Source organism: uncultured Fibrella sp. (genome assembly GCF_964250085.1).
GTDB lineage: Bacteria > Bacteroidota > Bacteroidia > Cytophagales > Spirosomataceae > Fibrella.
Genome location: NZ_CAXUEC010000001.1, coordinates 982375 through 1006760, shown reverse-complemented (window position 1 = coordinate 1006760; position 24386 = coordinate 982375). Strand labels below are relative to the sequence as shown.

The following is a 24386-nucleotide window of genomic DNA, read 5'->3' as shown; positions in this document are numbered from 1 at the left end:
CGAGACCGACGGCGCGAATCGTTACTGCACCAGCACTCGTTCGGTTACCTGCCGAACGCCATCAGACGCACGCAGTATATATGCACCGGTGGGCAGGTTGGCAACCGGCATCTCGAATGCATTCTGTCCTCTTCTGGCCGACAGGCTCTGCCGACGAACGGCCCGGCCACTTGCATCCGTCAGCGTCAGGTCGATCGTAGTGTCGTCCGGTGTGCTGATGTCGCCGTGAATAGTATCATGTACCGGATTGGGTGTCACATTCAGGTACATGGCCTGCGGATCGATGGTCACGGCTTCGATTTTCGAATATGTGATGGCCCCATCCAGATCCGTCAGTTGAAGGCGATAGTAGAACGTACCTGAGCGTTGCCGACTGGCATCATCAGCCAGTACGTCATCGGCCGTATAGTCAGCAGGACCACTGGCAGTTCCTTTGGGAAGCACCGTCTGCCGGTTGGTGAACGAACGGGCATCAAGGCTACGCTGCACTATATAGGCCTTAAATTTTGTTTCGTCGGAGGCCCGCCAGCTTAATTGAACCTTAGTTGGCCCTGCTTTAGCCTGAAAATTGACCAGCGTAACGGGCAGCGCAATAAGCGGATTCGTACCACGTACCCAGACCGAATAGCTTTTGGCCGGCAAGTCGATATAGATCCGGCTCTGCCCATCAACTACCGCCATTGGAAAAGCTGAATTACCCAGAATATCGGTAAAGGTTGTTCCCTGCGTAATGCCATTTTGAATCGCAATGGCATGGTCGACCTGCATACGGCTGGTGCCAAAATTGATGGCGACAATCACATCTTTACCGCCCGCAGCACCCGTTCCACTAAGCTGGTAGAGTAGCAGTTTTGTGTAGTCGGAGCCATTGATAAAGTTATTGGGTGAGCCGGGGCCATTTCCCAGCCCGCCGTAATGGTTCAGGTACGCTACACTCTGCGACCCATTGATATACGTTTTCAGCACTTGCAGCAACTGGTCGATCTGATTTTTATGGCCCGCCCGGTCGGCCGCCAGTTGTGGATGCCAGCCGTAGCCAATCGTAGTACCGTTATACACTGTATTGGGTGCGGGGTAGCCGTAATAATCGGGGTAAAACACAAGCGGAACCCCTAACTGATTGTTGGTCAGCAGGTACGCATAGGCCAGATCACGGTTTTTATTGACCAGCGCGCTGTTATAACTTGAATTCCCTTCTTCCCGAAAATCGTGGTTGTTCAAAAAGGTAACAATGTTGAAACCACTAACGCCCTTACCATTTTTTAGCCCGGTAAAAATCACCTGACGCGGACTCTCATTCCGATCCAGTGCCCCTTTCAACGCTGCCCGCAACGAAAAGTCGAACACCTTCACGCTGAAACCAGACACCCCTTTCGACGACAGACTGGCCTGTACGGCATCGACCCACCCTTTCAACTCGTCCAGGTTTTCGCCGTACCATTCGCCAACCAGCAGGTTCGGCGTTTTACCCTTCGATATCATCTGCTGAATCAAATGGGCCACAAACTCCGGTTCAAAATGCTTCACCGCGTCGAGCCGTAACCCTTTCGATTGCAGGTAATCATACGCCCAAGCAGTCCAGTCTACCAGGGCGGTGCGGGTGCTGGGGCGGTTGTGGTCATAATCGTAGAAATAGTCGAGACTTTGCATCGAGTACTCCGGCCCCAGGCAAGTGGTTTGCGACCAGCCCGCCAGACTGCTGCCGTCGAAGTTTGGCCGAAAACCGTCCCAGTTCAACGCCCCTTGTCCGCTGGGCATGGCCGTAAAATCGGTGTAGGTCTGAAATTCCAGTTTATAGCCAGCCCCAAACGGATCGAGGTAGTTGGCCAGTTCAACTGGCGCAATAGGGCCAGCGCCATCCGAATCATAGGTAATGCTGATGGGCAGATGATCCGAATACTCCGAATTGTAGTTAATCGCCTGGAGGAGAATCCGGTCACCACCGGCCGTAAACTGGTTGGCCGCCAGCACAAACGTGTACTCATCTACATCACCATTGCTGTTGACTACCGTCTGGTAGTTTCGGCCCAGTTCGATCGTATACGGATTAGCCGGATCGGTCGTCAGGTCTACGACATTCCCATTTACCGGCGACCAGCGCGAGCCACCAATGACGTTGGTGGTGGCATAGAACATATACTGAGCTCCGTTGAAAATGTTACCCTTCGATCGCATCTGAATCGTATACGTACCTGCGCCCAGTCCAGTACTACCGCCAATGGGCAACACCATTTGTACACGGTCTGACGGAAATGGCCGCTTGAAACCGCACGACGCACTATTGCCGCTCACATATGTGGTCATATAATCTTTTACAGCGGGGTTAGCTTCAGGCGCCCCGCCATCGCGGTGGTTATACACCATGTCGGCTACGGGAGTAATGCCCCGTGTCGTCATTTCATCGACCATCGCTTTCAACTGCAACTTAGTACCGGCATTGGTCACCGTATTGTCTGGGCCGATGTACAGATCGCGGGGATCGTAGCCACCGCTATACGCTCCATTGCCAGCAAAGGGCGGGTACCAGACGTGGGTAAATCCGGCCTGCGCAAGGGCATTCGCTTTTAGCCTGAGTGTATCAGCCCAGGTACGTCCGTGGGGTGGTTTGGGGAAATCCCAGTAAAAACCCTGCAACATAACCTGTTGCGCCTGTATTTCATTAACGCTGAGAAATAAGCCTAACCAGGCAAATAAACGTAATCGATTCTTCATAGGTATCTGCATTTTATGCACAAAAATGACAATAAAATGCATAATATGAATGAAGGTAGTAGTAAAAGTAGAGCCACGGCGCGTCTGGAGTTCCTGATCCAGACGCGCCGTGGCTCTACTTTTATTACCACTCTACAGACAATAAACTTATTACTTCAACTCGGCCACAACGGTTACACCGCCTTTCGTTTTCTGGCCCATCGTCACATTAATTTTAGCGTCCAACGGCAGGTACAGATCAACGCGCGAACCGAACTTGATGAAGCCCATCTCTTCAGTTTGTTTCACCGTATCGCCTTCGTTCACGTACCAGATGATCCGGCGGGCCAAGGCACCGGCGATTTGCCGCATCAGCACCTCAATGCCGTTTTCCTGTTTGATAACGACGGTTGTCCGCTCATTATCGGTGCTCGATTTTGGGTGCCAGGCCACCAGGTATTTGCCGGGGTAATAGCGGAAATAACTCACAATGCCCGATAACGGATTGCGGTTAACATGCACGTTCAGGGGCGACATGAAGATGGATACCTGCCGCCGTTTGTCTTTAAAATATTCACTTTCTACGGTTTCTTCAATAACCACCACAGTGCCATCGGCAGGTGCGATGACCAGTTTTTCGTCGAGCGTGTGTGTCCGTTTAGGAATGCGAAAGAACTGCACAATCAGCACAAACAGTACCAGGCTTACCAGGCCCAGCAACCACATGGCGGTGGTGTTTTCGCGAAATAAAAAATAGTAAGCAGATAGATTAAGTCCCAGCAATACCAGTGCTGTGGTCAGCATAATGGTCGTGCCTTCGCGGTGAAGTCGCATAGTCGGTTCGTTAGAAGGAAAAGGCAAAACTACTGTTGAATACATAATGAACAATTCACAATGCGTAGTTGCTTATCGATTCAGCAGCATTCTATCAAAATTTCGGAAATTGTTGCCCCATATTTGCAGGAACCAACTGACCTTTTCGCCCTATGGCCTCTATCTTCTCGCGTATTGTTGCCGGTGAAATTCCCGCCCATAAAATAGCCGAAACAGACCAGTTTCTGGCTTTTCTCGACGTAATGCCAACCACACTGGGGCATACCCTGGTGATTCCTAAACAAGAAGTTGACTACCTCTTCAACCTCGATGATGACCTTTACACTGGCCTGATGGCTTTTGCAAAAAAAGTAGCGCCAGCCATCGAAAAAGCCGTGCCCTGCAAGCGAATTGGCGTAGCGGTCATCGGGTTGGAAGTTCCTCATGCGCACATTCACCTGATTCCGATGAACTCACTGGCCGACATGAATTTCAACCACAAGATCAGCCCCAGCCAGGAAGAACTGGCCGAAACAGCCGCGAAGATCCGGGCTCAATTATCAATGAACAATGAACAATAGTCAAGGCCTCAGCTCAGGTACGTCGACGGCGGAGCTATTGACTATTGTTCATTGTTCATTGATAATTGAAAAAACCCTTTCCGGTGCAGGCTGTTGTTTTAGTTGAGCAATCAAAAAACCTCAACAATGGAAACAAAGAACGGTAAGACAGCCCTCGTCACGGGTGCCACCAGCGGTATTGGCCGCGAACTCGCTAACCTTTTTGCTAAAGACGGCTATAATCTCATTCTGGTAGCCCGCAGCGATGAAAGCCTTCAGCAGCTTGCCCAAAGCTACGAACATCAGTTCGGCATTAAAACGACGCTCATTGCCAAAGACCTGGCCAGCGATGATGCCGGACAGCAAGTATATGACGAGGTGAAACAGCAGGGCCTCCAGGTCGATGTGCTGGTGAACAACGCAGGTATGGGCGAATATGGCCTGTTTGCTACTGAAACCGACCTGCAAAAAGAGATCGACATCATTCACATCAACGTGATTGCGTTAGTGAAGCTGACCAAGTTATTCCTGAAAGACATGGTGCAGCGCAACGAGGGTAAAATCCTGATGCTGGGGTCAGTAGCCTCGGTTATTCCAAACCCGCTAATGGCTGTTTACGGTGCCACCAAGTCGTTCATTTATTCGTTTTCGGAAGCACTCCGCAACGAAATTAAAGATACCAACGTCACACTGACGGTATTAATGCCCGGCGCAACCGACACGGATTTCTTCAACAAAGCAGGTGCTTCGAACACCAAAGCGCAGGAAAAAGCCCGCGAAACATCACCTGCCGACGTGGCCAAAACGGGCTACGACGCCCTGATGAGCGGCAAAGACAAAGTGGTTCATGGCGTGGCCAACAAAGCCTCCGTAGCGATGGCCCACCTCCTGCCCGACTCGGCAGTAACCAGTTCATCGCGAAGCGACATGAAGAGCACCAACGAAGAAGAATCACACAGCATCGCTATGAGCCTGGGCATTGCCGCGTTGGCCATTGCTGGTCTGGTGGTACTGTCGGCCTGGAGAAACTACAATCCTGTAGAAAAATCGTATACGAAAGCGCGCTACCGCCACAAAGCCAACAACCTGAAAGACAGCGTGGCTGACGCGATTAGTAGCGTAACAGACAACCTGACAAGTAAAGCCAGTAACGCAACAGACGACCTGACAGCTAAAGCCAAAAGTAGCTTTAGCGACCTGAAAGAAACGGTGCTGAGTGCGGTGAATTAAGATACGTGTAGAGACGCATACTTGCGTCTCATCCGGCGTCAGCAATCTTTTGTACTACTACAAATTGCTGACGCCGGATGAGACGCAAGTATGCGTCTCTACACGTATCTTTAACCCATGACGACCTCTTCATCCCCCGCGCCCGAACCGGCAGCGACCACCTTAGTCCGTCCTAAAATCGGGTTACTGTCGGCCATTATCTTCGTTATCAGCTCTGTGGTTGGAACGGGGGTATTCAAAAAAGTGGTGCCGATGTCGGCCGAACTGGGCTCGCCAACGCTGGTTCTGGCAGCCTGGCTCATCGCCGGGCTGGTTAGCCTCGCAGGTACGTTGAGCAACGCTGAAGTGGCCAGTATGCTGGCGAGCGAAGGAGGTGAGTACGTTTATTTCCGGGTTATTTATAACCGCTTTTTTGCCTTCTTCTTCGGCTGGACCAACTTCGCCGTTATTCGCACGGCCTCTATCGCTTCCATTGCCTACGTCTTCGCGCAGTCGGTAAATTCGCTGGTGGCGCTACCCGTCACGCCCACATCCTGGGCCGATATAAACGTGCTGGGTCTGCATCCGCTCGACAACCTGAGCGTGAAGCTGCTGGCCATTCTGCTGGTCTGGGGCCAAACCGCCTTTAATATCCGGGGCTTAAAAACCGGTGAAGCGATCAGCCGATTCCTGACCGCCATCATGATTACGGTGATGCTGGGCTTCATCGTTTTCGGTTTGTTTTCAAGCGTGGGCAGTGTGGTTAACCTGCAACCCGTGGATACGGGCCTGACCGGCAAATCATTGATCAGTGCTATGGCCTTGGCCTGCTTGAGCGCTTTCTGGCCATACGAAGGCTGGAATACAGTAGGATACATTGGTGGAGAGATCGAAAAGCCGTCGCGCAACCTGCCCTGGGCGTTAACCATAGGTACGTTGTCTATTATGGGGTTGTATCTGCTGATGAACCTGGTGTACCTGTATGTAATGCCGGTGCATGATCTGGCTGCTCTGAAACTGAGCCCCAACAGCATTGCTGCCGTATCGGTAGCCGGGCTGATGGGCGGTAAAGTAGGCTCGTTGCTCATTTCCTGCCTGCTGCTTGTAACCACCTTCAACTGTTGCAGCATCACCATTCTGATGGCCTCGCGCCTGTTCTACGCCATGTCGAAAGATGGGCAGTTCTTTAGCCGCGTCGACTACCTGCATCCGAAATTCCAGACGCCTTCACGCTCGCTGGTGCTGCAAGCCGTTTGGACCACACTGATGGTCCTGTCTGGCTCGTTCGATACGCTGACGGATATGCTCATCTTCGCCGCCTTCATTTTCTACGGTGCCACGACGGTAGGCGTTTTCGTGTTACGTCGCCGCATGCCAAACGCCGAGCGGCCCTACCGGGTCATTGGCTACCCCGTAGTACCGGGCCTGTTTATCGCCTTCTGCGCTTATCTGGTGATTAACACGCTCATCAACCGCCCCGAAGAAGCGCTCGTCGGCCTCGGTCTGATGGCAACGGGCATCCCCTTCTACTTCTACTGGAATCGAAAAAAATCGATGTAAAAAGGTTTTAACACAGAGTCACAGAGAACGCACAGAGACATTTTAGTAATCGAATGACAACTCAGTTATCTCTGTTTCTTTGTGTTGAACCCCTTTTTTACACGTAGTACGCTGGCCCGTACAAGTACGCGGCCGACCTTCCTGAATTACCTGAAAACGCCTTTCGCAAGAAGGCGTTTTTTTACGCTAAAAGGCGGCAGCTAAAGCCGGTACGTTTGTCTTCGTCAATGGTAGCAGCCGTTGGCAAGGAGCATCCGAAAATCCTTTAATCGAGTAGGACCCGTATCCTAAACCACAACCAACATGGATATGAAACCAGCCACCTTCACCCTTGAGGTGAAGGGCCTTGACTTACCCGACGCTATTCGGGAAGACATCAGCCTGGCCCTTAACGCTACGCTGATGCGTAAACTGGGCGAAGTGAACCTGACAGGTAAAGCCACCGAAGCCGCCGGCGGTGGTAGTCTCTTCGGCAAAGTAATCCGCATCGACGGTGGCGAAATCATGCGCCTCGTTAGCCGCCGCGACTTTGGCACTATTTTCCAGAAAAGCCTGGAAAACAAACTGGTGCTTGGGGCCGGTATCGAACCGTTGAACAAACAGCAGTTTGGCGGATGAGCGCGCGGCCACAAAACGGGCCTCTGTCGGCCGATTCCCGGCCGCTATGCCCGTCGGCCCCACTCTATGAAGGGTCGCAGCTACTGGGCCTTGTAAAGCCCGATGGAGGCATTAGCCTACTGGCTGAACCGATTGCCGTTACGCCCGACTTTGTGGAAGCCGCTACTGCGGCCGGTCCCGCCGAAGAGCGATTTCGATTCGTCAATAAATGCGTTGAGAAAGGCTGCGCCAAGTGGGGGGCTGGCGGATGCAGTGTTGTTGCGGGTGCGCTGAAACGTATTCAGGCGGCACAGGAAGCAATTCTGCCCAGTTGCGGCATTCGACCATCGTGCCGTTGGTTTATGCAGGAGGGTGCCGCCGCCTGCCATGTTTGCCCACAGGTAACGTACCTGAACTATGAATAGATTCTTCAGTTTACTGTCTTCTGTTGCGCTACCAATGTAACGTACCTGAGTACGGCCCGAGCGAATCGGCGCAACAGAAAACTGTAAACTATTTCAGCTTTTCGTTATCCAGATGCCTTGTAGCGTCGCGGGTGTTTTTTTTCTCCAGGTTTTTGGCGAAGGCTTCGGTCAGGTCAATGCCGGTCTGGTTGGCCAGGCAGATGAGCACCCACAGCACATCGGCCATTTCATCGCCCAGGTCGCGGTTCTTATCCGATTCTTTTTCTGATTGCTCGCCATACCGACGGGCTATAATACGGGCCAGTTCACCAACTTCTTCGGTCAGGATAGCCATGTTGGTTAGTTCACCAAAATAGCGAACCCCAATCGTTTTGATCCAGTCATCGACCGTATCCTGCGCGTTGCGAAGTGTCATGAAATTGGTTTGTGGTTTGTCGTTTCCGGTTTGTGGTTGCGCGGCTAATCTGCGGTGTGGTTCATCAGCAGCGCAACTACAAACCGCAAACGACAAACCACAAACTTGTTTACTTCTCTGGTGTAAAAAACAAGGTACTGAACCGTTGTTCATTGAGCATCTCAACGGCTACATCCTGAAGTTGCCGGGCAGTAATTGCCTGAATATCCTTGAAAATGTCGGTCAGTGGTTCTACGCGGTCAATGTCGAGCAGGCTTTTGGCCATCATCAGCATGAAACTGTTGTTGCCCTCTTCCGACATCGCCAACTGGCCCATCAACTGCTCTTTGGTGTTGTGCAGTTGCGTAGTGGTCAGCACATTTTCGCGGAGATTTTTAAACTCGCGGTAGGTCAGGGCCAGGCTACGGTCAATCTGCTTGGGGTCGGTGCCGAAATAAATGCCAAGGTAGCCTGTATCCAGATAGGGCGTGTAGCCGGCGTCGATGGAGTACACCAGACCGTAGCGCTCGCGGAGGTTCATGTTCAGTCGCGAGTTCATGCCGGGGCCGCCCAGTAGATTCACGAGCATGAAAAACGGCAGTCGTTTAGGATCGTTAAGGCTGTAGGCGGGCAACCCAAGCGCTACCTGCGCCTGCGTAATGGGCCGGGGCATGCGCTCGTGAGTCGGTGCATAGTGTACAGGTGCCTGTCGTTTCCGGTCCGAATGGGTCTCAGGTACGTCGCGCAGGTACTTCTCCGCCATTTTCACGACCTTCTCGAATGGCATATTACTGACCGAGGCAAACACAATGCGGCTGGTATCAAGGTTGTCGTGAATAAAGGTTTCCAGCGCTTCTTTCGTAAACGACCGTACTGTGTCGGCCGTCCCCAGAATATTATACCCAAGCGGATGATTGGGAAACACCAGTTGGTCGAAGTCGTCCTGTATGGCATCTTCCGGCGAGTCGTAATACATCGACATCTCTTCCAGAATGACGCCTCGTTCGCGCTCGATCTGCTTTTCCGGAAACGTTGAGTGAAACGCAATGTCGGCCAGGAGTTCAATGGCTTTTTCGGCATGAACTCCCAGAACCGAGGCGTGAAAGCAAACCTTTTCTTTAGTAGTATATGCGTTGAGTTCGCCACCAACGTTTTCTAAACGGTTGATGATATGATGGGCCTGTCGGCGGGTAGTTCCCTTAAAGGCCATGTGTTCCCAGAAGTGAGCGATTCCCTGCTGATGTGGCAGTTCATCACGGCTCCCAATGTCGAGCATCAGGCCAACGTGGGCAATCTGTGTATGCGGAACCTGCTTGTGGGCAATGCGAATGCCGTTGGGCAGGGTGTGCAGGCGATAGTCTTCCAAAAGGCAAATTCAGCGAAAAAAAGCACAACTTTGTGCCGTTAATTAACCCCATCCATGCCAGCCCGGTTCCTAATCATTCAGACTGCTTTTATTGGCGACGCCATTCTGGCAACAGCCCTCCTTGAAGACCTCCACAAAGCCTGGCCCACTGCCCAGATCGACCTGCTGGTGAGGCGGGGCAACGAAACACTCTTCTCGGGCCATCCCTTTATAAATCAGCTACTTATTTGGGAAAAGAAGACGGGCAAATACCAGAGCTTATGGCAGTTACTCCGTCAAATCCGGGCCACGCCTTATAAGGCTGTACTAAACCTTCAGCGCTTTGGTGCCACCGGATTGCTGACCGCTCTTTCGGGAGCCTCCATGACCATTGGTTTCGACAAAAATCCGTTTTCGGCCTGGTTCAGTCACCGAATTCCGCATCTGATTGGTCCACACCGCCACGGAATGCGCCACGAAGTTGATCGAAATAACGACCTGCTTACTCCCCTGGCAATAGCCGGTTTCAGCAAATTGCGGCCAAAATTATATCCCTCGCCAGCCGATTATGCCACTGTGGCGCACTGGCAAAACGAGCCTTACGTCTGCATTGCTCCCACTTCGGTCTGGTTCACCAAACAATTTCCAGCCTCCGGTTGGATCAAGGTGATTCAGCAACTGCCAACCACGCGAGTGTATCTGCTGGGTGCGCCGGGCGATGTCGGTGCCTGCGAACATATTCGGGTCGAAGCAGGCTACGACAGAGTAGTCAATCTGGCCGGGAAGCTAACGTTGTTGCAGTCGGCAGCGTTGATGCAGGGCGCCCGCATGAACTACGTCAACGATTCGGCCCCGATGCATCTCTGTTCAGCAATGAATGCGCCTACCACGGCCGTATTCTGTTCCACTGTTCCGGGATTCGGTTTTGGGCCTCTATCCGACAACTCGCGCATTGCCGAAATCCGCGAGTTGATCGAGTGCCGCCCCTGCAACCTGCACGGCCGCAAAACCTGCCCCCTGGGCCATTTCCGCTGCGCCTACGATATCGACATCGAGGATATAGTACAAAAATAGGTACGTACCTATTTTATTTACCCCTACTTCTGAAAGGAGTTGAAGATATAGTCCCACACGGGTGACGAAACACCGTAGTTGCTTTCAGGATTTTTGTAGTGGTGTATGCTGTGATTAATCCAGAGCTGCTTGAAGAAGTTCTTCGGCGGCGGGTAGGCGTGTACGATAAAATGTACCGCCAGATAACCGGTGTAGCCCACCATAAAACCAGGGAAGAACGCGTAGGCGGCCTCACCCATCATCAGAAAGAACAAGGTAAAGAAAGCACCGGCAACCAATATGGCCAGGGCCGGAGGCATCGCCAGCCGGGTTTTGTCTTTCGGATATTCGTGATGTACACCGTGAAAGGTATACTGAATCTTGGCCCGTTGCGGCGTGGTAGGTGCCAGATGGTACAGATACCGGTGCAGAACGTATTCAAAAATGGTGAAAACGAATAAGCCCGTGGCAAATAGACCGGCAATTCGGCCTGTGCTCATGTCTGTATACGTAAAGGAGTACCAACCCAGAAACGCCGACAAGGTTAACCACATGGTAATAGGTACTGAAATGTGCGTCCGCGACAAATACTCCAGAATGGGATTGTCGAACAGCTTCTTGGTGCCGTTGTTTTTAGGACGGCTGTGTATGGCTTTGTATTCCTCAAGTTGCATAATGTGAGTCATTGGGGTCTGGCAAAAATAACCCATTTTGGTTTTTCAATGTTCCAAACGGTCAACCAAATTGACTAAATAGCCGGAGTTTTGGCAACTTCCACCGAATCGTTTAATCGTTCCTTTGGAACGTCCAATGGTGCCTTGGGTAACTTCGGTTTTATAATCAACCGTAGCGATTGATTGTATGTTAAGTAATTCCACATCCAGTTGATGAAAATAAGCAACCGGTTTTTTACGCCCAAGATAGCCATCAAGTGGACGAACAACCAGGTGAGCCACGCAAAAAAGCCACTGAATTTGATAAATGACAAATCAACCACGGCTAATCCCCGCCCAATAGTGGCCATTGAGCCCAGATCGTGGTAGGTGAATGGTACGGGTTGCCCGCCACGCGTAAGGAGCGTCAGGTTTTTGGCCAGTAACCGCCCCTGCTGAATGGCGGGTTGCGCTACCTGCGGGTGCCCTTCCGGCCATACGTCCCCTTCGGCCATTAAGGCAAGGTCGCCAATGGCAAAAATATCGGTAAAGCCCTGCACCTGATTAAACCGGTTCACGATTAACCGACCGCCACGGCCAACGGTTTCGGCCGGTAAGCCAAGGGGCGTGTTGGCCCGTACGCCCGCCGCCCAGATCAGGTTATTGGTTCGGATGGTGGTACCATCATTCATAAATACGGTGCGCCCATCGAAATCCTTAACGCGGGTTTTCAGCCGCACATGCACCCCTAGTTCCTGCAAATAGTCGAGCGAATGTTTCTGCGCCTGCACAGACATAGGCCCCAGCAACTCAGCCCCCGACTCGATGAGGTGAATGTCCATGCCTTTAAAATCGAGTTCGGGGTAATCGCGGGGTAATACGGTCTTGCGCAATTCGGCTAGTGTACCGCAGAGTTCCACGCCGGTTGGGCCGCCCCCCACCACAACCACGTCCATCAGGCCGGTCAGCTCGTCGTCGGTTTCTACGCTGAGGGCTTCCTCGAAATTCTGAAGCAGCCGGTTCCGCATAGCGATAGCCTCCTGCACCGACTTCATGGGTAAGGCCCGGTCGATAAATGCCTGCTGCCCGAAAAAATTGGTATCGGCTCCCATAGCCAGCACCAGGTAGTCGTAGGTGATCGGGCCAATCTCGGTGTCGATCGCTTTGTCGGCGGGACGTACGCCGGTCATGCCCGTTACGCGGATGTGTACGTTTGGGTTATCGCCCAAAGCAGCCCGCAAGGGAAACAGGATCGAGTTGGCTTCCAGACCGGCCGTAGCCACCTGGTAGTAGAGCGGCTGAAATTCGTGGTAATTGTATTTATTGACCAGAACAACCTGAAATTCACTACGATGAGCCAGATCGCGCGCTAGGTTCAGGCCACCAAAACCGGCGCCCACAATGACTACGCGTTTCCGATCTGTTTGAGGAATATTTGGATTCATAGGCCCGTTTTCAATTATCAATTAACAATGATCAGTTATCAATTCCTGCTCTTTACCGCAACACAATGTAGCACCGCCAGAGCAACTAGTACTTATTGATTGATAATTGATCGTTGTTAACTGACTGGAGTACCCGCTCGTAGTGGGCTTCGTACAGAGGGAGAATCGTTGAAATCTCGAATTGTTTGGCGCGATCCAGCGCATTGGCTTTGAATTGAGGCAAATGCGCATCATCCAGTACATAGAGGGCATTTTTCACCATGTCAGGTACGTCGCCGAGGTTACTCAGGAAACCGGTCACACCCTGCACGTTCAGTTCGGGCAAGCCCCCCACGTTGGTCGAAATAACGGGCACTTCGCACGCCATCGCCTCCAGCGCCGCCAAGCCAAAACTTTCATTTTCAGACGGCATCAGAAACAGATCGGCTACCGACAGTACTTCCTCAACCGCATCCAGTTTACCCAGAAAACGAACATCGTCCATAATGTTCAGCTCGCGGCAAAGCTGTTGAATCCGGGCGCGTTCGGGGCCATCGCCAACCAGCAACAGCTTCACCGGCATGGTTTGGCGAATATGAAAAAACGTCATTACGGCATCGTCGATCCGTTTTACACGCCGGAAATTAGACGTGTGTACAATCAGTTTTTCGCCGTTGGGGCATATGGCCATCTTAAAATGGTCTTTCTGCTGCCGCTGAAACCGGGAGAGGTCAATGAAATTAGGAATGACTTCGATTTCTCGTTTGATGTCGAAATGCTGAAACGTTTCCTGCCGCAGGTTCTCCGATACGGCCGTCACCCCATCCGATTCGTTGATACTAAAGGTCACCACGGGTTCGTAAGAGGCATCTTTCCCCACCAGCGTCACGTCGGTACCGTGCAGCGTGGTGACGACGGGCGTGTTTCGGCCGCGCGTTTTCAGCACCATTTTGGCCATGTACGCCGCCGACGCATGCGGAATAGCATAGTGAACATGCAGCAGGTCCACGTTTTCGTTGAGCACTACATTCACCATCGCACTCGTCAATGCCGACTCGTAGGGGGCATATTGAAACAGTGGATAGGAAGGAATATTGACCTCGTGGTAGAATACGTTCTCGTTGAAAAAATCGAGGCGCGGGGGCTGCTGGTAAGTGATAAAATGTACCTGATGCCCATTTTTGGCAAGGGCCTTGCCTAACTCAGTAGCGACTACGCCACTCCCCCCGAATGTAGGGTAACAGACTATACCAATTTTCATGCGCCAGGCCGCATTGTGAAGCGGCTCACTCCACAACACACAAAACAGGCTAAAAGGTTGGCCTCAAAATCATGTGTTTGTTAAGTGGTATCCAACAATGACGCCCAACGCCCGGTTTTATGTCATACTACCACTCACTCTATAAACGTTGTAGGGAATGCGTATGAAAAAAGCATTATTCCTGGGTCTGCTAGGTGCGTCGATCCTATCCTTTACAAGTTGCCAACGGGCATCTGTACCTGCATCTACGGCCGGTACAACGGCTACCAATCGCAGCCGGGTAGCGCCCTTACCCGAGTCAGAGATGTGGCGTGGGAAGCGACAGCAAGGCATCGACTTTGTAGCAGCAGGTAACGCGCCAGCCGACTGGTCGATGGATATAGATTTCTCTAAACAGATCATTTTCAAACCGTTAAGTGGCTCTGCTCTTATTGCCAGCATGCCCAAACCGAAGCCTATTGGTTCAGCCAGCAGCGGCGTATTGCTTGATGTTGGGCCACGTTCGGTGCGGAATGAAGCAGGAGCACTGGTGGCCTCGACAAGCAAAAAAGCATATGCCACCCGCGCCGGCGGTGTGAAGGTCTATATCGAGCCCGTAGTCTCGCGCGACAACCAGACGGGACGTACCTACGCCTACACGGTACGCGTTGAAACGGGTGGCCGAAAATACGTCGGGCATGGCGCGTTTATTAAAGGCAGCGACCGGCTCAACGGCACCTGGACACTTGAAACCCTACGTGGACAACGCGTTCGGGCGGGGCAATTTCCAAGTCATGAACTACCGCAGATCACGATCAATCTGAGCGATAACTCGCTGGAAGGCACAACCGGCTGCAACAAAATAAAGGGCGACGTGCAGGCCGATGGCGATCACGTTCAGTTTGTTATCCGAACTACCACGTCGAAAAAATGTGTCAATCCGTTTGAAGATGACTACCTGTCGGCACTGGGCCAGGCCAGCCTGTTTCGCATTGGTAAAGACCGCCTGACGCTTCTGGCCAATGGCGAGTACGTAATGACATTCCGTACAGAAACGCCCGAAACGGCTTCAACCAGCAAGGTCAAGTAGCTACTGATGGTTGATTAATGAGCGATTCATTTTTGCTTACCAGAACAAAAATGTTTATGAGAAAGAGCCTTATTTTTCTCGGCCTGGTGATGGCCCCCTTCACAGCTTGTCATCAGAATGGGGTCGACTCCGATCAACAGGTACAGATTTTACAAGCTTCCGTGCCAGCCGATCCGGCAACCACTTTCGACATTAATCACGCCACTGGTACGGTTACGGTATACCCTGCTTCGGCTAGGCCCAACTGGATCAGAAGTAATGTGATGACCATCCATTTCCAGACCAGCCCAAACACAGTTCTGGTGCCTGTGAATAGTACTGACACACAACCCCTTGACAAGCAGGTGACTATTGATGTCATGGCATACGACAACAGTAAGCCTCTCCGCATGCTGGTTCGTGATCAGAATTCGTCTACCGCTCTGTACAAAGAGTACCGGTTGCAGCTTAAAGCGGCTGGTCCTGTGCGGTTCGAGTCAATTCCTGCGCTAAAGGATACGATGGCGATCAACCTAACCTATTATCAGACTTATCTGGTCAAATTGCCGGTCAATAATTTGTACGATGGGAATCCGCACGATTACCGGATTTATGCAACGCTGGCTGGCAGCACCGTTCCGGTTGAGTTAACGCTAAACTACGACCGATACAGCCCGGATTATGTCCAGTTCTACTTCGATCAGCAAAAGACCAAACCTGGCGTCTATAGCGTTGACCTACGGAAAGCCGATGGGCAACGCGTTATATCGCCCGTTAAAATTCAGGTGAGCCATTTGTAGCCTTTTTGCCTAACTTGCTCCTATGCAACGTACCTACACGCTGTCGGAACGGGGTACGTTACACCGGGCCAGTGACTTCCCCGATCAGGCTTCGACACCCGATGATGTGCTGTTGCCTGATGCCGATTTCGACACCGTAAAGCAACTCGCCACCCGAACAGACAGCACTACGGCCGACGCGCTGTTGACCTACAACCTGTACCGGGGCCGCGAACGAATCATGTGGCGTAATTACGTGGGGTTACTGGCCTTCACCAATGGCCTGTCACTAGAAGTTCGTCCACAGGCCGGACACCTGCCGACGCTGCTTCGCTACCTGCCTGAACTGGCTTTCCGGCACCTTGATACGGGGCTATTCGGGGCGCAACAACTACCCATCTGGGAGCTATTTATCAATGCGTTTCTGCGGGAAACAGCCCAGGCGCTCCGTCATGGACTGGCGCGCGACTACGTGACGCACGATGATACGCTGCCTACTTTACGCGGAAAACTGCGCGTGACGGATCAACTGCGCCAACCCTACCCCCGCCCCGACCGGCTGGCGGTTTCTTACGACGAACACACGCCCGACATACCCGCGAATCGGGTGCTCAAAAAGGCGCTGCAGCTAGTGGCGGCACATACCCAGGCAACGGCCAGCCAGACCCGCTGCCGCCAGTTGTTGACTACCCTCGCCGACGTCTCGGAGCCAACGAATCTGGCCGTTGACCTGCAACGTACCCAGACCAGCACCCGCCTCTTAAAAACCTACGAACCCGCTCTGCGCTGGGCCAACTGGCTCTTACGTGGGCAAGGGCCGGGTTTGTGTGCGGGGCCGAACGTGGCGCACTGCCTGCTGTTTCCGATGGAACGTATATTCGAGCAATACGTCGCCGCCGGTTTCAAACGGGCGGGGGTCGATGTGCAGGTTCAGCAATCGTCGGCCTGGCTCATCGATGACCATAATGGTACGCCACGTTTCAGGCTCCGGCCCGACTTGCTGTTACGGCATGATGAGCGTACAATCGTACTCGACACGAAGTGGAAAACGCTGGATGCCACCGATCAATCGGGGCATTATGGCATTGAGCAGGCCGATTTGTATCAACTCTACGCCTATGGCAAAAAGTACGACGCCACTGAACTAGTGCTGATTTACCCGGCTCACAGCCAATTTCGCGAGCCACTCCAACTCTTCGGCTACGATGCCAGCCTTCGCCTCCGTGTCGTCCCGTTCGACCTCGATAAACCACTAAACGAGGAGATTGCAACGCTGCTGGAGTACCTCACTCATTTCATCCATCCCCAGCCCGGACGCGGGACAACACTCTCCTACTGAGAGGGGAGCAGCTTTACCGTAAAATCTGCGGAACATTTCTCTCCTCTCAGCAGGAGAGAGGCTGGGAGTAAGGTCAAGCATTCGCGAAAGCTCCCTATCTTAAGGGCTCCTAAACCGATTCCTCCTTTATGCCTCTTCTGCTAACCGTTGCCGGTATTCTGGCGCTGATACTCCTTATTGCCTATTTCCACCTCGACACCTTCATCGCCTTCATCCTGGTCGCCATCGGTATTGGGCTGGCGGCGGGCATGGACGTACCTGCGGTAGGTAAATCCATTCAGACCGGTATTGGCAACACGCTGGGTGAACTGGTACTCATCATCGGCTTTGGTGCCATGCTGGGTCGGGTGGTGGCCGAAAGTGGTGCCGCCCGCCGCATCACCAACATGCTGGTCGACCTCTTTGGCGTAAAAAACATCCGGTGGGGCATGGCGCTGGCGGGCTTCATCATCGGCATTCCGCTATTCTACAATGCTGGTTTCATCATTGTGGTGCCGCTCATTTTCACCATTGCCGCCTCCACCAAACTTCCCATGCTGACCGTAGCGATTCCAATGCTGTCGGCCCTGTCGGTAGCACACGGTTATTTACCGCCGCACCCATCCCCCGCCGCGCTGGTGGGGCAACTGGGGGCCGATCTGGGTAAAACGCTGTTCTACGGTATCATCGTTGCCATTCCCGCCATTGTGCTGGCTGGCCCCATTTTCGGCAAAACACTGGGCCGGTTCAACCCCAAACCCGACCGCGAGGTGTTCGATGCGGCCGAAGTCCCCGCCACCGATCTGCCGGGTATCGGCATCAGCTTTTTTGTGGCCCTGCTCCCCGTAATCATGCTGACTGTTTTCGGCCCGTTGCGGGGGTATATTAAAACCCAGGGCCTTAGCCAGACGCTGGGTGGCAAGATCCTGACGTTGCTGGGTGAACCGTATATGGGCATGCTGATTTCGGTGCTGGTCGCCGTGTATGCACTGATGTTACGCCGGCACGTACCCATGAAAAAAGCCATGAAACATCTGGAAGAAGCCATCAAAGCGGCATCGCCCATTCTGCTGGTTATTGCCGGGGCAGGGGCACTGAAACAAATCTTCAACGACTCGGGCACAAGCGTTTACATCGGCCAGCAACTCGCCGGACTGAACATGCCGCCGCTGGTGCTGGGCTGGGTGATGGCCGCGCTCATCCGCGTCTGTGTGGGGTCGGCCACCATTGCCGGACTCACCACCGCCGGTATTATGCTACCGCTGTTGCAAAGCCAGACGGGTGTTCATCCCGAGCTGATGGTGCTGGCCATTGGGGCCGGCAGTCTTATGCTGTCGCATATCAACGATGCTGGCTTCTGGCTGTTCAAAGAGTATTTCAACCTCAGCATCAACGATACCCTACGTACCTGGACGGTCATGGAAACCATCGTTGGCGTGGTGGGTTTACTTGGCGTACTAACCCTCAACGCGATCTTGTAGCCTGACGGTGCTTTCAGGGTTTTGACGTGATCTGCCGCCTGTCAGTCTCTTTCCGTAACCTACGGTTCACTTTGCTTGTTGTCTGCAAGTATGATCGCGCTTGCTCTATCGGCCCTGCTGCTTACTACCCCAATCGACAGCATACTACCTGCCGACACGCTGCGTTCTGGCCGGGCAAAAACCACCTTTGCCTTTAATCTCGACTTTCGGGACTCGTTTCTCGAACGCCAGCACGTAAACGTCTGGGGTGTAAACGCGGGCATTGAGTTCGGCCACAAGCGGCATCAGCTTACCCTCGGTTACTACTGGTTGAGCTACGCCACGTACCTGCGCCTGATCGACTGGCACCGCGACGCCGCCAAGCTGGTTAACCTCAACTACTACACCCGTACCGATCTGTGGTTTGTAAACGCTCAGTATTGGATGAATATCACCAACAATCGGCACTGGATGGTCAGTTTCCCGATGGAGGTAGGCGGCGGTGTGGCCTACGCCATTCCCCATGCCCTCAGGCAGGACATCCAGATCGACCGGACGCAGCGCAGCTTTTTCGTCCCGTTGCAAGTGGGTGCGTACACCAACTGGAAAGCCACGCGCTGGGCGGGCCTGAGTGTTCAGATCGGCTACCGGTACTCCATTTTCCAGACCGATATTGACCAGAATTTTAACGGCATGTACTACAGCATTGGCGTGACGGTGTACCCGGCGCTGGCAACTGACGTATGGCGATTTCTGACCAAAAAAGACCGAATTTCGCCCGTACATCCACCACAGCCCCACCTGTCGGCTACACATGACTAACGGGCCTTTATCACTGATCAGTAGCCTGCCTGTCCAATACAAAGCCGGAACCCGCGCAGGATTCCGGCTTTGTATTGGACAGGCAGGCTACTGATCTAGCTATTTCGACCGCCACCGCCGAACAACTTGGAAATTAGCCAGATAGCTACCGCAATAACGACGATCACGCCGATGATACCGGTATAGGCCCCCGCCTTGAAAATATCGCCGATGGCCGCGCAACTGGTCATAAACAGCGTGAAGAATACGGCCAGAAAGGCCACTGGAGCGAAGCGAAGAAGCGTTTTCATATACGTTGACTGGTTTGGTGTAATGAACAATTGACCGAATCCCGGTAATTGCCCAATTAACCCGCTCTGTCTCACTTTGTTCTAAGCCCTTCACCCTTTCTATTCTACCGCCCCGAAAACGGCCACTGTATAAGCAATTACTGCAGCACGGCCATGTTGGTGGGCTTATCAAAAACGGCCCGAACAGGAATTGCGAAACCAGCTACCGCCCGGCTGACGATGGTTCGTTTGATCGTATACGTACCTGCCGCCGCCTATTCATCCGTATCGGCATCGACCGCAAATGACTCGATCTGCTGGCGGAGCGGATCGACAAGCCAGTACTCGACAACGCCATGCACAGCATAATCGATAAATTTGGTTTCCCGGTCGTGCTTCTGGGTGCTTTTCGACAGCACTTCAACCACCAGATCAGGAGCCGGATAGTAAAGTTGATCGGGCTGAATGGTCGCAGCCTTAGCAGTGCCCCAAAAACAAATATCCGGTTCGTAGCTGTTGCGGCTCAACTCCACCAACGCTTTTTCCATCCGAACAAGACCTAAATCCCTCTTCGTGACAAACACGTTGAGTAGCATACAGAGGTTCATCACCGCTTCTGTTTGGCGATCCAGCGCGGGGAATGTACCACAACCTAGCCGTTGATGAACTCTGCCTTCATGTCGTTGTCGAGCCATTCATAGAAGGCGCGACGTTTTTCGTTCTCGTTGTTCAAAATCATCATTGCCTGCTGAATAGTCAGCGGAGCTTTTGGGGTGTTCAATACTTGATACAGTCATTCAGTCATAGTAGGTACGGTGGTTTACTTTTCACATTACCATCTGGCGTGTTTGCCGCCCGCCGAATCGCCCTGAACCAGCACCACTCGGCACTAATAGCAGACGGCCCGGCATGAGGTGAGAAATGGAAAATTCCGGTCGATGGAACGCGCACGAAGTGGTATATGACGCGGGATGAATTTAAGTATCAGGTTTCAAGTTTCAGTTTTCAGATGGCGGCGTATCCTCCGCCCTAAACCGTAATGCGCCTACCGTTCTTTCTTGTTGCTATTGTTCTATTCGCCAGTTGCCGGAACACGGAACCTACGCTGTTCACGGCCCTTGACGCCGACCAGACGCACATCACCTTTGCCAATACCATCACCGAAACGGCCGATCAGAATGTGTTACAGTACGAATACACTTACAACGGCGGCGGCGTGGCCATCGGCGACCTGAACAACGACGGACTGGCCGATGTGTATTTCACGGGAAATCAGGTACCCAACAAGCTGTATCTCAACAAAGGAAAAGCAGGATCGGGCCAGCTTGTTTTCGATGACATTACCGAAGCCGCAGGCGTAGCGGGTCGGCCGGGGCACTGGAAAACCGGCGTGACTATCGCCGACGTCAACGGCGATGGCTGGCTGGATATCTACGTGTGTTATTCCGCGCTGAAAGACCCAGCCGCACGAGCCAACCAACTGTTTATCAACAACGCAAAGCCAGGTGTACCCACGTTTACCGAACGCGCCGCCGAGTATGGTCTCGACGCGCCAGGTACGTTCTCCACCCAGGCCAGCTTCTTCGATTACGACCGCGACGGCGACCTCGATATGTTTCTGGTCAATCATGGCAACATGTTCTATTCGCCGTTTTTCAATACCAGCAAACTCCGCAACAAACGACATCCGTATTTCGGAAACAGGCTGTATCGGAATGACGGAAATCACCCCGCCCCTAACCTCACCCACTTAGGGAGGCGAACAGATTCAGCATCTTCCGGGAATGTTCCCCTCCCTGAAGGAGTAGGGGCTCACTTCACCGACGTGTCGGAAGAAGCGGGTATTCACGGTGGGGGTATCAATTTCGGGTTGGGCGTGGCCGTTAGCGACCTGACCGGCGATGGCTGGCCCGATCTGTATGTGGCCAACGATTACGAAGAGCAGGATTATTTCTACGTCAACGACCAGCAAGGCCACTTTGTCGAGTCGACGGAAGCGTCGTTTGCCCACCAGTCGCGCAACACGATGGGCATCGATATTGCCGATGTGAACAACGACGCGCTACCCGACGTGGTTACGATGGATATGCTGCCCGCCTCCTGGGAACGGCAGAAATTGCTGAAAGGCCCCGACGAATACGACCGGTTCCGCCTCATGGTCGACAGTGGTTTCGGCTACCAGCACATGCGGAACATGCTGCATATAAACAAGGGGCCGGGGGCCGGGGGCATAGGGCAAGGGGCATCCCTCAGCAAAGCAACCCCAGGCCCTAAGCCCCACCCCCCGCGCCAGTTGCCATACTTCGCGGAGGTTGGTCAACTGGCGGGTATCTCAAATACAGATTGGAGTTGGGCGGCGCTGCTGGCCGACTTCGACAACGACGGGCGGAAGGATCTATACGTCACCAACGGCATCGTGCGCGATTTTACGAGTATGGATTTTCTGAAATATGATGTCGAGGAAGCGAAAGCGAAACTGGCAACGCAGGGAAAACCGATGACCACCGATGACGATATTAAAAACAACCTGCCAACGGCTGAACTGATTGCCAAACTACCCGCTACGAAAACGGACAACGTAGCCTTTCGCAACCGCAATGGTCTGCAATTCGACGACGTCACCAGCCGCTGGGGTCTGGCCGAAGGAGCCGTGTCGACCGGGGCCGCTTATGGTGACCTCGACAATGATGGCGATCTGGACCTGGTGGTGAACAACACCAACGAACCCGCCTCGCTATACCAAAATAACGCCGAAACACAGACGCAAAACCAGCACCTGACCATCAAACTCGCGGGTGATGGCGGCAACCGGTTTGGGGTAGGCGCGCTGGTGACGGTGACGCGCGGTGACCTCACGCAAACGCAGGAGCTTGTACCTACGCGCGGATTCCAGTCGGCCATGGCCCCGGTGCTGACCTTCGGGCTGGGTACGTCGTCGTTGGCAGGGCCGATCACGGTTCAGGTACGTTGGCCCGACGGCCGAATCAGTAACGTACCTGGGCCGGTTCAGCCAAATAGTTCTTTGACGGTTCAACAGGCTACAGCACGACCACCGGATGCGCTAAACGATACTGCTGAAGCGGGGGAAAACGCCCTGTTCAGGCCGGTTTCCGATGTGATCATTCCGTTTGTGCATACAGAAAATCCGTACGTCGATTTTAAGCAGGAACCACTGATTCCGTACCAACTGTCGAAACAGGGACCGGCGTTGGCCAGCGCTGATGTGAACGGGGATAGACTAATAGACGTGTTTGTAGGCGGCGCAACCGGTCAGGTGTCGCAGTTGTTCCTGCAACAACCCAACGGGCAATTTGTACCATCGCTGGGCTGGAATGCGGGCGAAACAGGCCTGAATCCACCCGCCGATGCCGTCGCCGCCCTCTTTTTCGACGCCGATGGCGATCGGGATCAGGACCTGTATGTTGTGCGTGGCGGCAATGAATATGCTCCCGGCTCACCTGCTTATCAGGACCAGCTTTTCCTGAATAACGCCGGCCGGTTTACACTTGCCCCGGCTAGTGCGTTACCTGTTGAAACTAGTCCCGGCAGTTGCGTAGCGGCGGCCGATTACGACCGCGACGGCGACCTCGATCTGTTCGTTGGTGGCCGGGCTATTCCGGGTCAATTTCCAAAGGCAGCTCCATCGTATTTGCTCAAGAACAACGGAAAAGGCGGCTTTACCGTCGTCCAGACGCTATCGCCGGGCATGGTGACCGGAGCCAGTTGGCTAGACGTTGACCGCAACAACGTACCTGACCTACTGCTCGTGGGCGACTGGATGCCTGTAACGTTATTCATGAATCAGAATAACCAGCTTTCCCCAACAAACGCCCAGGCAATGGGCCTCGCCCAAACCGGTGGCCTCTGGACGTGCATCGTTCCGAACGACCTCGACCACGATGGCGATACCGATTTTCTGCTGGGCAACCTTGGCACCAACGTGCAATGGAAAGCCAGAGGCGACACCACCCTGACCCTACTCGCCGCCGACTTCAACGATGATGGCCGAATTGACCCGATTATCTGCCAGCGTATCGACGGCGTTCATATTCCCCTGGCCTCGCGCGATGAACTGCTGGACCAGATCAACGGGCTGCGCAAAAAGTACGTCCGCTACGCCGATTATGCCAAAGCCAACGTCGAGACCATGTTCGATGCAGGTACGTTGGCGAGAGCGGAGGAGCTGACAGTTAACACACTCAACAGCAGTCTGTTGGAAAACCTGGGGCGGGGTGTGTTCAGGCTAAAGCCATTACCCGTCGAGGCGCAAATAGCCCCGGTGCAGGGCTTTGTGGTGCAGGATTTTACCGGCGATGGAATCGAAGACGTGTTGCTGGCCGGTAATTATTTCCCCCTTCGCGTACAGCAAGGCCGTTGCGACGCTGGTCAGGGTCTGCTGCTTAAAGGCGACGGAAAGGGCAACTACGTACCTGTACCCGCCCTCGAAAGCGGCCTTTACTTAACCGGCGACATCCGTCGGCTGATGGCCATTCCGACCGCCACGGGCCTATCTAAGCCAGGTACGTTGCTGATAGCGGCCCGGAACAATGGGGCTATGGTGACGCATCGAACGCGGTAATTTTCAAATCAGTGTACTAATGCATGGCAGTAGATGAGACGCAAGGGTGCGCCTCTACGAAAAAATTTACGCACGACTTGCATCTACGAAATAATTCGTATAGGTTTACTACGAAATTATTCGTAG

22 protein-coding genes are annotated in these 24386 nt (G+C 53.3%); 12 read left to right on the top strand and 10 right to left on the bottom strand.

Going from position 1 to position 24386, the window contains the following annotated elements; genetic code table 11:
• Positions 1 to 21 precede the first annotated feature (21 nt).
• Complete coding sequence (locus tag ACFE8Q_RS04015; RefSeq protein ID WP_375444067.1) at positions 22 to 2712, bottom strand: T9SS type A sorting domain-containing protein; 2691 nt, start codon at positions 2710 to 2712, stop codon at positions 22 to 24.
• A 150-nt stretch (positions 2713 to 2862) separates the two neighbouring features.
• On the bottom strand, positions 2863 to 3525 hold the full coding sequence (locus tag ACFE8Q_RS04010; RefSeq protein ID WP_375444066.1) for a phosphatidylserine decarboxylase family protein: 663 nt from the start codon (positions 3523 to 3525) through the stop codon (positions 2863 to 2865).
• A 152-nt stretch (positions 3526 to 3677) separates the two neighbouring features.
• Between ACFE8Q_RS04010 and ACFE8Q_RS04005 the strand changes: the two genes are divergently transcribed.
• From ACFE8Q_RS04005 to ACFE8Q_RS03985, 5 genes are all read left to right on the top strand, one after another.
• Positions 3678 to 4085, top strand: coding sequence for an HIT family protein (locus ACFE8Q_RS04005; RefSeq protein ID WP_375444065.1), 408 nt, complete (start codon positions 3678 to 3680; stop codon positions 4083 to 4085).
• Between the two features lie 126 nt (positions 4086 to 4211).
• Positions 4212 to 5294, top strand: coding sequence for an SDR family NAD(P)-dependent oxidoreductase (locus tag ACFE8Q_RS04000; protein WP_375444064.1), 1083 nt, complete (start codon positions 4212 to 4214; stop codon positions 5292 to 5294).
• Between the two features lie 117 nt (positions 5295 to 5411).
• Complete coding sequence (locus ACFE8Q_RS03995; protein ID WP_375444063.1) at positions 5412 to 6833, top strand: APC family permease; 1422 nt, start codon at positions 5412 to 5414, stop codon at positions 6831 to 6833.
• 303 nt (positions 6834 to 7136) lie between these two features.
• The gene (locus tag ACFE8Q_RS03990) at positions 7137 to 7451 is read left to right on the top strand and encodes a hypothetical protein (RefSeq protein ID WP_375444062.1); all 315 of its coding nucleotides are present in this window, start codon (positions 7137 to 7139) and stop codon (positions 7449 to 7451) included.
• A complete protein-coding gene (locus ACFE8Q_RS03985) occupies positions 7448 to 7855 on the top strand; it encodes a hypothetical protein (RefSeq protein ID WP_375444061.1) in 408 nt (135 codons plus the stop codon). The genes ACFE8Q_RS03990 and ACFE8Q_RS03985 overlap by 4 nt, the downstream gene beginning before the upstream one ends.
• Positions 7856 to 7943: 88 nt before the next feature.
• Here the strand turns inward: ACFE8Q_RS03985 and ACFE8Q_RS03980 are convergent, their stop codons facing one another.
• Positions 7944 to 8270, bottom strand: coding sequence for a nucleotide pyrophosphohydrolase (locus ACFE8Q_RS03980; RefSeq protein ID WP_375444060.1), 327 nt, complete (start codon positions 8268 to 8270; stop codon positions 7944 to 7946).
• Positions 8271 to 8379: 109 nt separating this feature from the next.
• Positions 8380 to 9615, bottom strand: a complete 1236-nt coding sequence (locus ACFE8Q_RS03975; RefSeq protein WP_375444059.1) for a M16 family metallopeptidase — start codon at positions 9613 to 9615, stop codon at positions 8380 to 8382.
• A 54-nt stretch (positions 9616 to 9669) separates the two neighbouring features.
• Between ACFE8Q_RS03975 and ACFE8Q_RS03970 the strand changes: the two genes are divergently transcribed.
• The gene (locus ACFE8Q_RS03970; protein WP_375444058.1) at positions 9670 to 10668 is read left to right on the top strand and encodes a glycosyltransferase family 9 protein; all 999 of its coding nucleotides are present in this window, start codon (positions 9670 to 9672) and stop codon (positions 10666 to 10668) included.
• Between the two features lie 23 nt (positions 10669 to 10691).
• Here the strand turns inward: ACFE8Q_RS03970 and ACFE8Q_RS03965 are convergent, their stop codons facing one another.
• From ACFE8Q_RS03965 to bshA, 3 genes are all read right to left on the bottom strand, one after another.
• A complete protein-coding gene (locus ACFE8Q_RS03965) occupies positions 10692 to 11321 on the bottom strand; it encodes a sterol desaturase family protein (RefSeq protein WP_375444057.1) in 630 nt (209 codons plus the stop codon).
• 74 nt (positions 11322 to 11395) lie between these two features.
• Entirely contained in the window at positions 11396 to 12745 is a 1350-nt protein-coding gene (locus ACFE8Q_RS03960) for an NAD(P)/FAD-dependent oxidoreductase (RefSeq protein WP_375444056.1), read from the bottom strand.
• Between the two features lie 85 nt (positions 12746 to 12830).
• Entirely contained in the window at positions 12831 to 13985 is a 1155-nt protein-coding gene (gene bshA / locus ACFE8Q_RS03955; RefSeq protein WP_375444055.1) for an N-acetyl-alpha-D-glucosaminyl L-malate synthase BshA, read from the bottom strand.
• A gap of 163 nt (positions 13986 to 14148) precedes the next feature.
• On the opposite strand from bshA, the gene ACFE8Q_RS03950 reads away from it, so the two are divergent.
• The 5 genes from ACFE8Q_RS03950 to ACFE8Q_RS03930 all read left to right on the top strand — a co-directional run bounded on the left by ACFE8Q_RS03950 (position 14149) and on the right by ACFE8Q_RS03930 (position 19412).
• Complete coding sequence (locus ACFE8Q_RS03950) at positions 14149 to 15054, top strand: META domain-containing protein (protein ID WP_375444054.1); 906 nt, start codon at positions 14149 to 14151, stop codon at positions 15052 to 15054.
• Between the two features lie 56 nt (positions 15055 to 15110).
• Positions 15111 to 15833, top strand: coding sequence for a hypothetical protein (locus tag ACFE8Q_RS03945; RefSeq protein WP_375444053.1), 723 nt, complete (start codon positions 15111 to 15113; stop codon positions 15831 to 15833).
• Positions 15834 to 15855: 22 nt separating this feature from the next.
• Positions 15856 to 17151: an McrC family protein gene (locus tag ACFE8Q_RS03940; RefSeq protein ID WP_375444052.1), complete on the top strand. Its 1296-nt coding sequence runs from the start codon at positions 15856 to 15858 to the stop codon at positions 17149 to 17151.
• Positions 17152 to 17279: 128 nt separating this feature from the next.
• Entirely contained in the window at positions 17280 to 18611 is a 1332-nt protein-coding gene (locus tag ACFE8Q_RS03935; protein ID WP_375444051.1) for a gluconate:H+ symporter, read from the top strand.
• Between the two features lie 90 nt (positions 18612 to 18701).
• Positions 18702 to 19412, top strand: coding sequence for a hypothetical protein (locus ACFE8Q_RS03930; protein WP_375444050.1), 711 nt, complete (start codon positions 18702 to 18704; stop codon positions 19410 to 19412).
• A 95-nt stretch (positions 19413 to 19507) separates the two neighbouring features.
• Here ACFE8Q_RS03930 and ACFE8Q_RS03925 read toward each other — a convergent pair whose 3' ends face one another.
• The 3 genes from ACFE8Q_RS03925 to ACFE8Q_RS03915 all read right to left on the bottom strand — a co-directional run bounded on the left by ACFE8Q_RS03925 (position 19508) and on the right by ACFE8Q_RS03915 (position 20462).
• On the bottom strand, positions 19508 to 19702 hold the full coding sequence (locus tag ACFE8Q_RS03925) for a hypothetical protein (protein WP_375444049.1): 195 nt from the start codon (positions 19700 to 19702) through the stop codon (positions 19508 to 19510).
• Between the two features lie 254 nt (positions 19703 to 19956).
• Positions 19957 to 20289: a Uma2 family endonuclease gene (locus tag ACFE8Q_RS03920; protein WP_375444048.1), complete on the bottom strand. Its 333-nt coding sequence runs from the start codon at positions 20287 to 20289 to the stop codon at positions 19957 to 19959.
• A gap of 44 nt (positions 20290 to 20333) precedes the next feature.
• Complete coding sequence (locus tag ACFE8Q_RS03915; RefSeq protein WP_375444047.1) at positions 20334 to 20462, bottom strand: hypothetical protein; 129 nt, start codon at positions 20460 to 20462, stop codon at positions 20334 to 20336.
• Positions 20463 to 20720: 258 nt separating this feature from the next.
• Here ACFE8Q_RS03915 and ACFE8Q_RS03910 point away from each other — a divergent pair, with 258 nt between their 5' ends.
• Positions 20721 to 24260: a VCBS repeat-containing protein gene (locus tag ACFE8Q_RS03910; RefSeq protein WP_375444046.1), complete on the top strand. Its 3540-nt coding sequence runs from the start codon at positions 20721 to 20723 to the stop codon at positions 24258 to 24260.
• Positions 24261 to 24386: the final 126 nt, after the last annotated feature.

Excerpts from the sequence above, each read along its gene's own strand:
- ACFE8Q_RS03960 (WP_375444056.1), bottom strand. The coding sequence starts at position 12,745 with ATGAATCCAAATATTCCTCAAACAGATCGGAAACGCGTAGTCATTGTG.
- ACFE8Q_RS03980 (WP_375444060.1), bottom strand. The coding sequence starts at position 8,270 with ATGACACTTCGCAACGCGCAGGATACGGTCGATGACTGGATCAAAACG.
- ACFE8Q_RS03910 (WP_375444046.1), top strand. The coding sequence starts at position 20,721 with ATGCGCCTACCGTTCTTTCTTGTTGCTATTGTTCTATTCGCCAGTTGC.
- ACFE8Q_RS03985 (WP_375444061.1), top strand. The coding sequence starts at position 7,448 with ATGAGCGCGCGGCCACAAAACGGGCCTCTGTCGGCCGATTCCCGGCCG.
- ACFE8Q_RS03930 (WP_375444050.1), top strand. The coding sequence starts at position 18,702 with ATGATCGCGCTTGCTCTATCGGCCCTGCTGCTTACTACCCCAATCGAC.
- ACFE8Q_RS04010 (WP_375444066.1), bottom strand. The coding sequence starts at position 3,525 with ATGCGACTTCACCGCGAAGGCACGACCATTATGCTGACCACAGCACTG.
- ACFE8Q_RS03990 (WP_375444062.1), top strand. The coding sequence starts at position 7,137 with ATGGATATGAAACCAGCCACCTTCACCCTTGAGGTGAAGGGCCTTGAC.
- ACFE8Q_RS04015 (WP_375444067.1), bottom strand. The coding sequence starts at position 2,712 with ATGAAGAATCGATTACGTTTATTTGCCTGGTTAGGCTTATTTCTCAGC.
- ACFE8Q_RS03940 (WP_375444052.1), top strand. The coding sequence starts at position 15,856 with ATGCAACGTACCTACACGCTGTCGGAACGGGGTACGTTACACCGGGCC.
- ACFE8Q_RS03995 (WP_375444063.1), top strand. The coding sequence starts at position 5,412 with ATGACGACCTCTTCATCCCCCGCGCCCGAACCGGCAGCGACCACCTTA.
- ACFE8Q_RS03965 (WP_375444057.1), bottom strand. The coding sequence starts at position 11,321 with ATGCAACTTGAGGAATACAAAGCCATACACAGCCGTCCTAAAAACAAC.
- ACFE8Q_RS04005 (WP_375444065.1), top strand. The coding sequence starts at position 3,678 with ATGGCCTCTATCTTCTCGCGTATTGTTGCCGGTGAAATTCCCGCCCAT.
- ACFE8Q_RS04000 (WP_375444064.1), top strand. The coding sequence starts at position 4,212 with ATGGAAACAAAGAACGGTAAGACAGCCCTCGTCACGGGTGCCACCAGC.
- ACFE8Q_RS03950 (WP_375444054.1), top strand. The coding sequence starts at position 14,149 with ATGAAAAAAGCATTATTCCTGGGTCTGCTAGGTGCGTCGATCCTATCC.
- ACFE8Q_RS03970 (WP_375444058.1), top strand. The coding sequence starts at position 9,670 with ATGCCAGCCCGGTTCCTAATCATTCAGACTGCTTTTATTGGCGACGCC.
- bshA (WP_375444055.1), bottom strand. The coding sequence starts at position 13,985 with ATGAAAATTGGTATAGTCTGTTACCCTACATTCGGGGGGAGTGGCGTA.
- ACFE8Q_RS03935 (WP_375444051.1), top strand. The coding sequence starts at position 17,280 with ATGCCTCTTCTGCTAACCGTTGCCGGTATTCTGGCGCTGATACTCCTT.
- ACFE8Q_RS03925 (WP_375444049.1), bottom strand. The coding sequence starts at position 19,702 with ATGAAAACGCTTCTTCGCTTCGCTCCAGTGGCCTTTCTGGCCGTATTC.
- ACFE8Q_RS03945 (WP_375444053.1), top strand. The coding sequence starts at position 15,111 with ATGAGAAAGAGCCTTATTTTTCTCGGCCTGGTGATGGCCCCCTTCACA.
- ACFE8Q_RS03920 (WP_375444048.1), bottom strand. The coding sequence starts at position 20,289 with ATGAACCTCTGTATGCTACTCAACGTGTTTGTCACGAAGAGGGATTTA.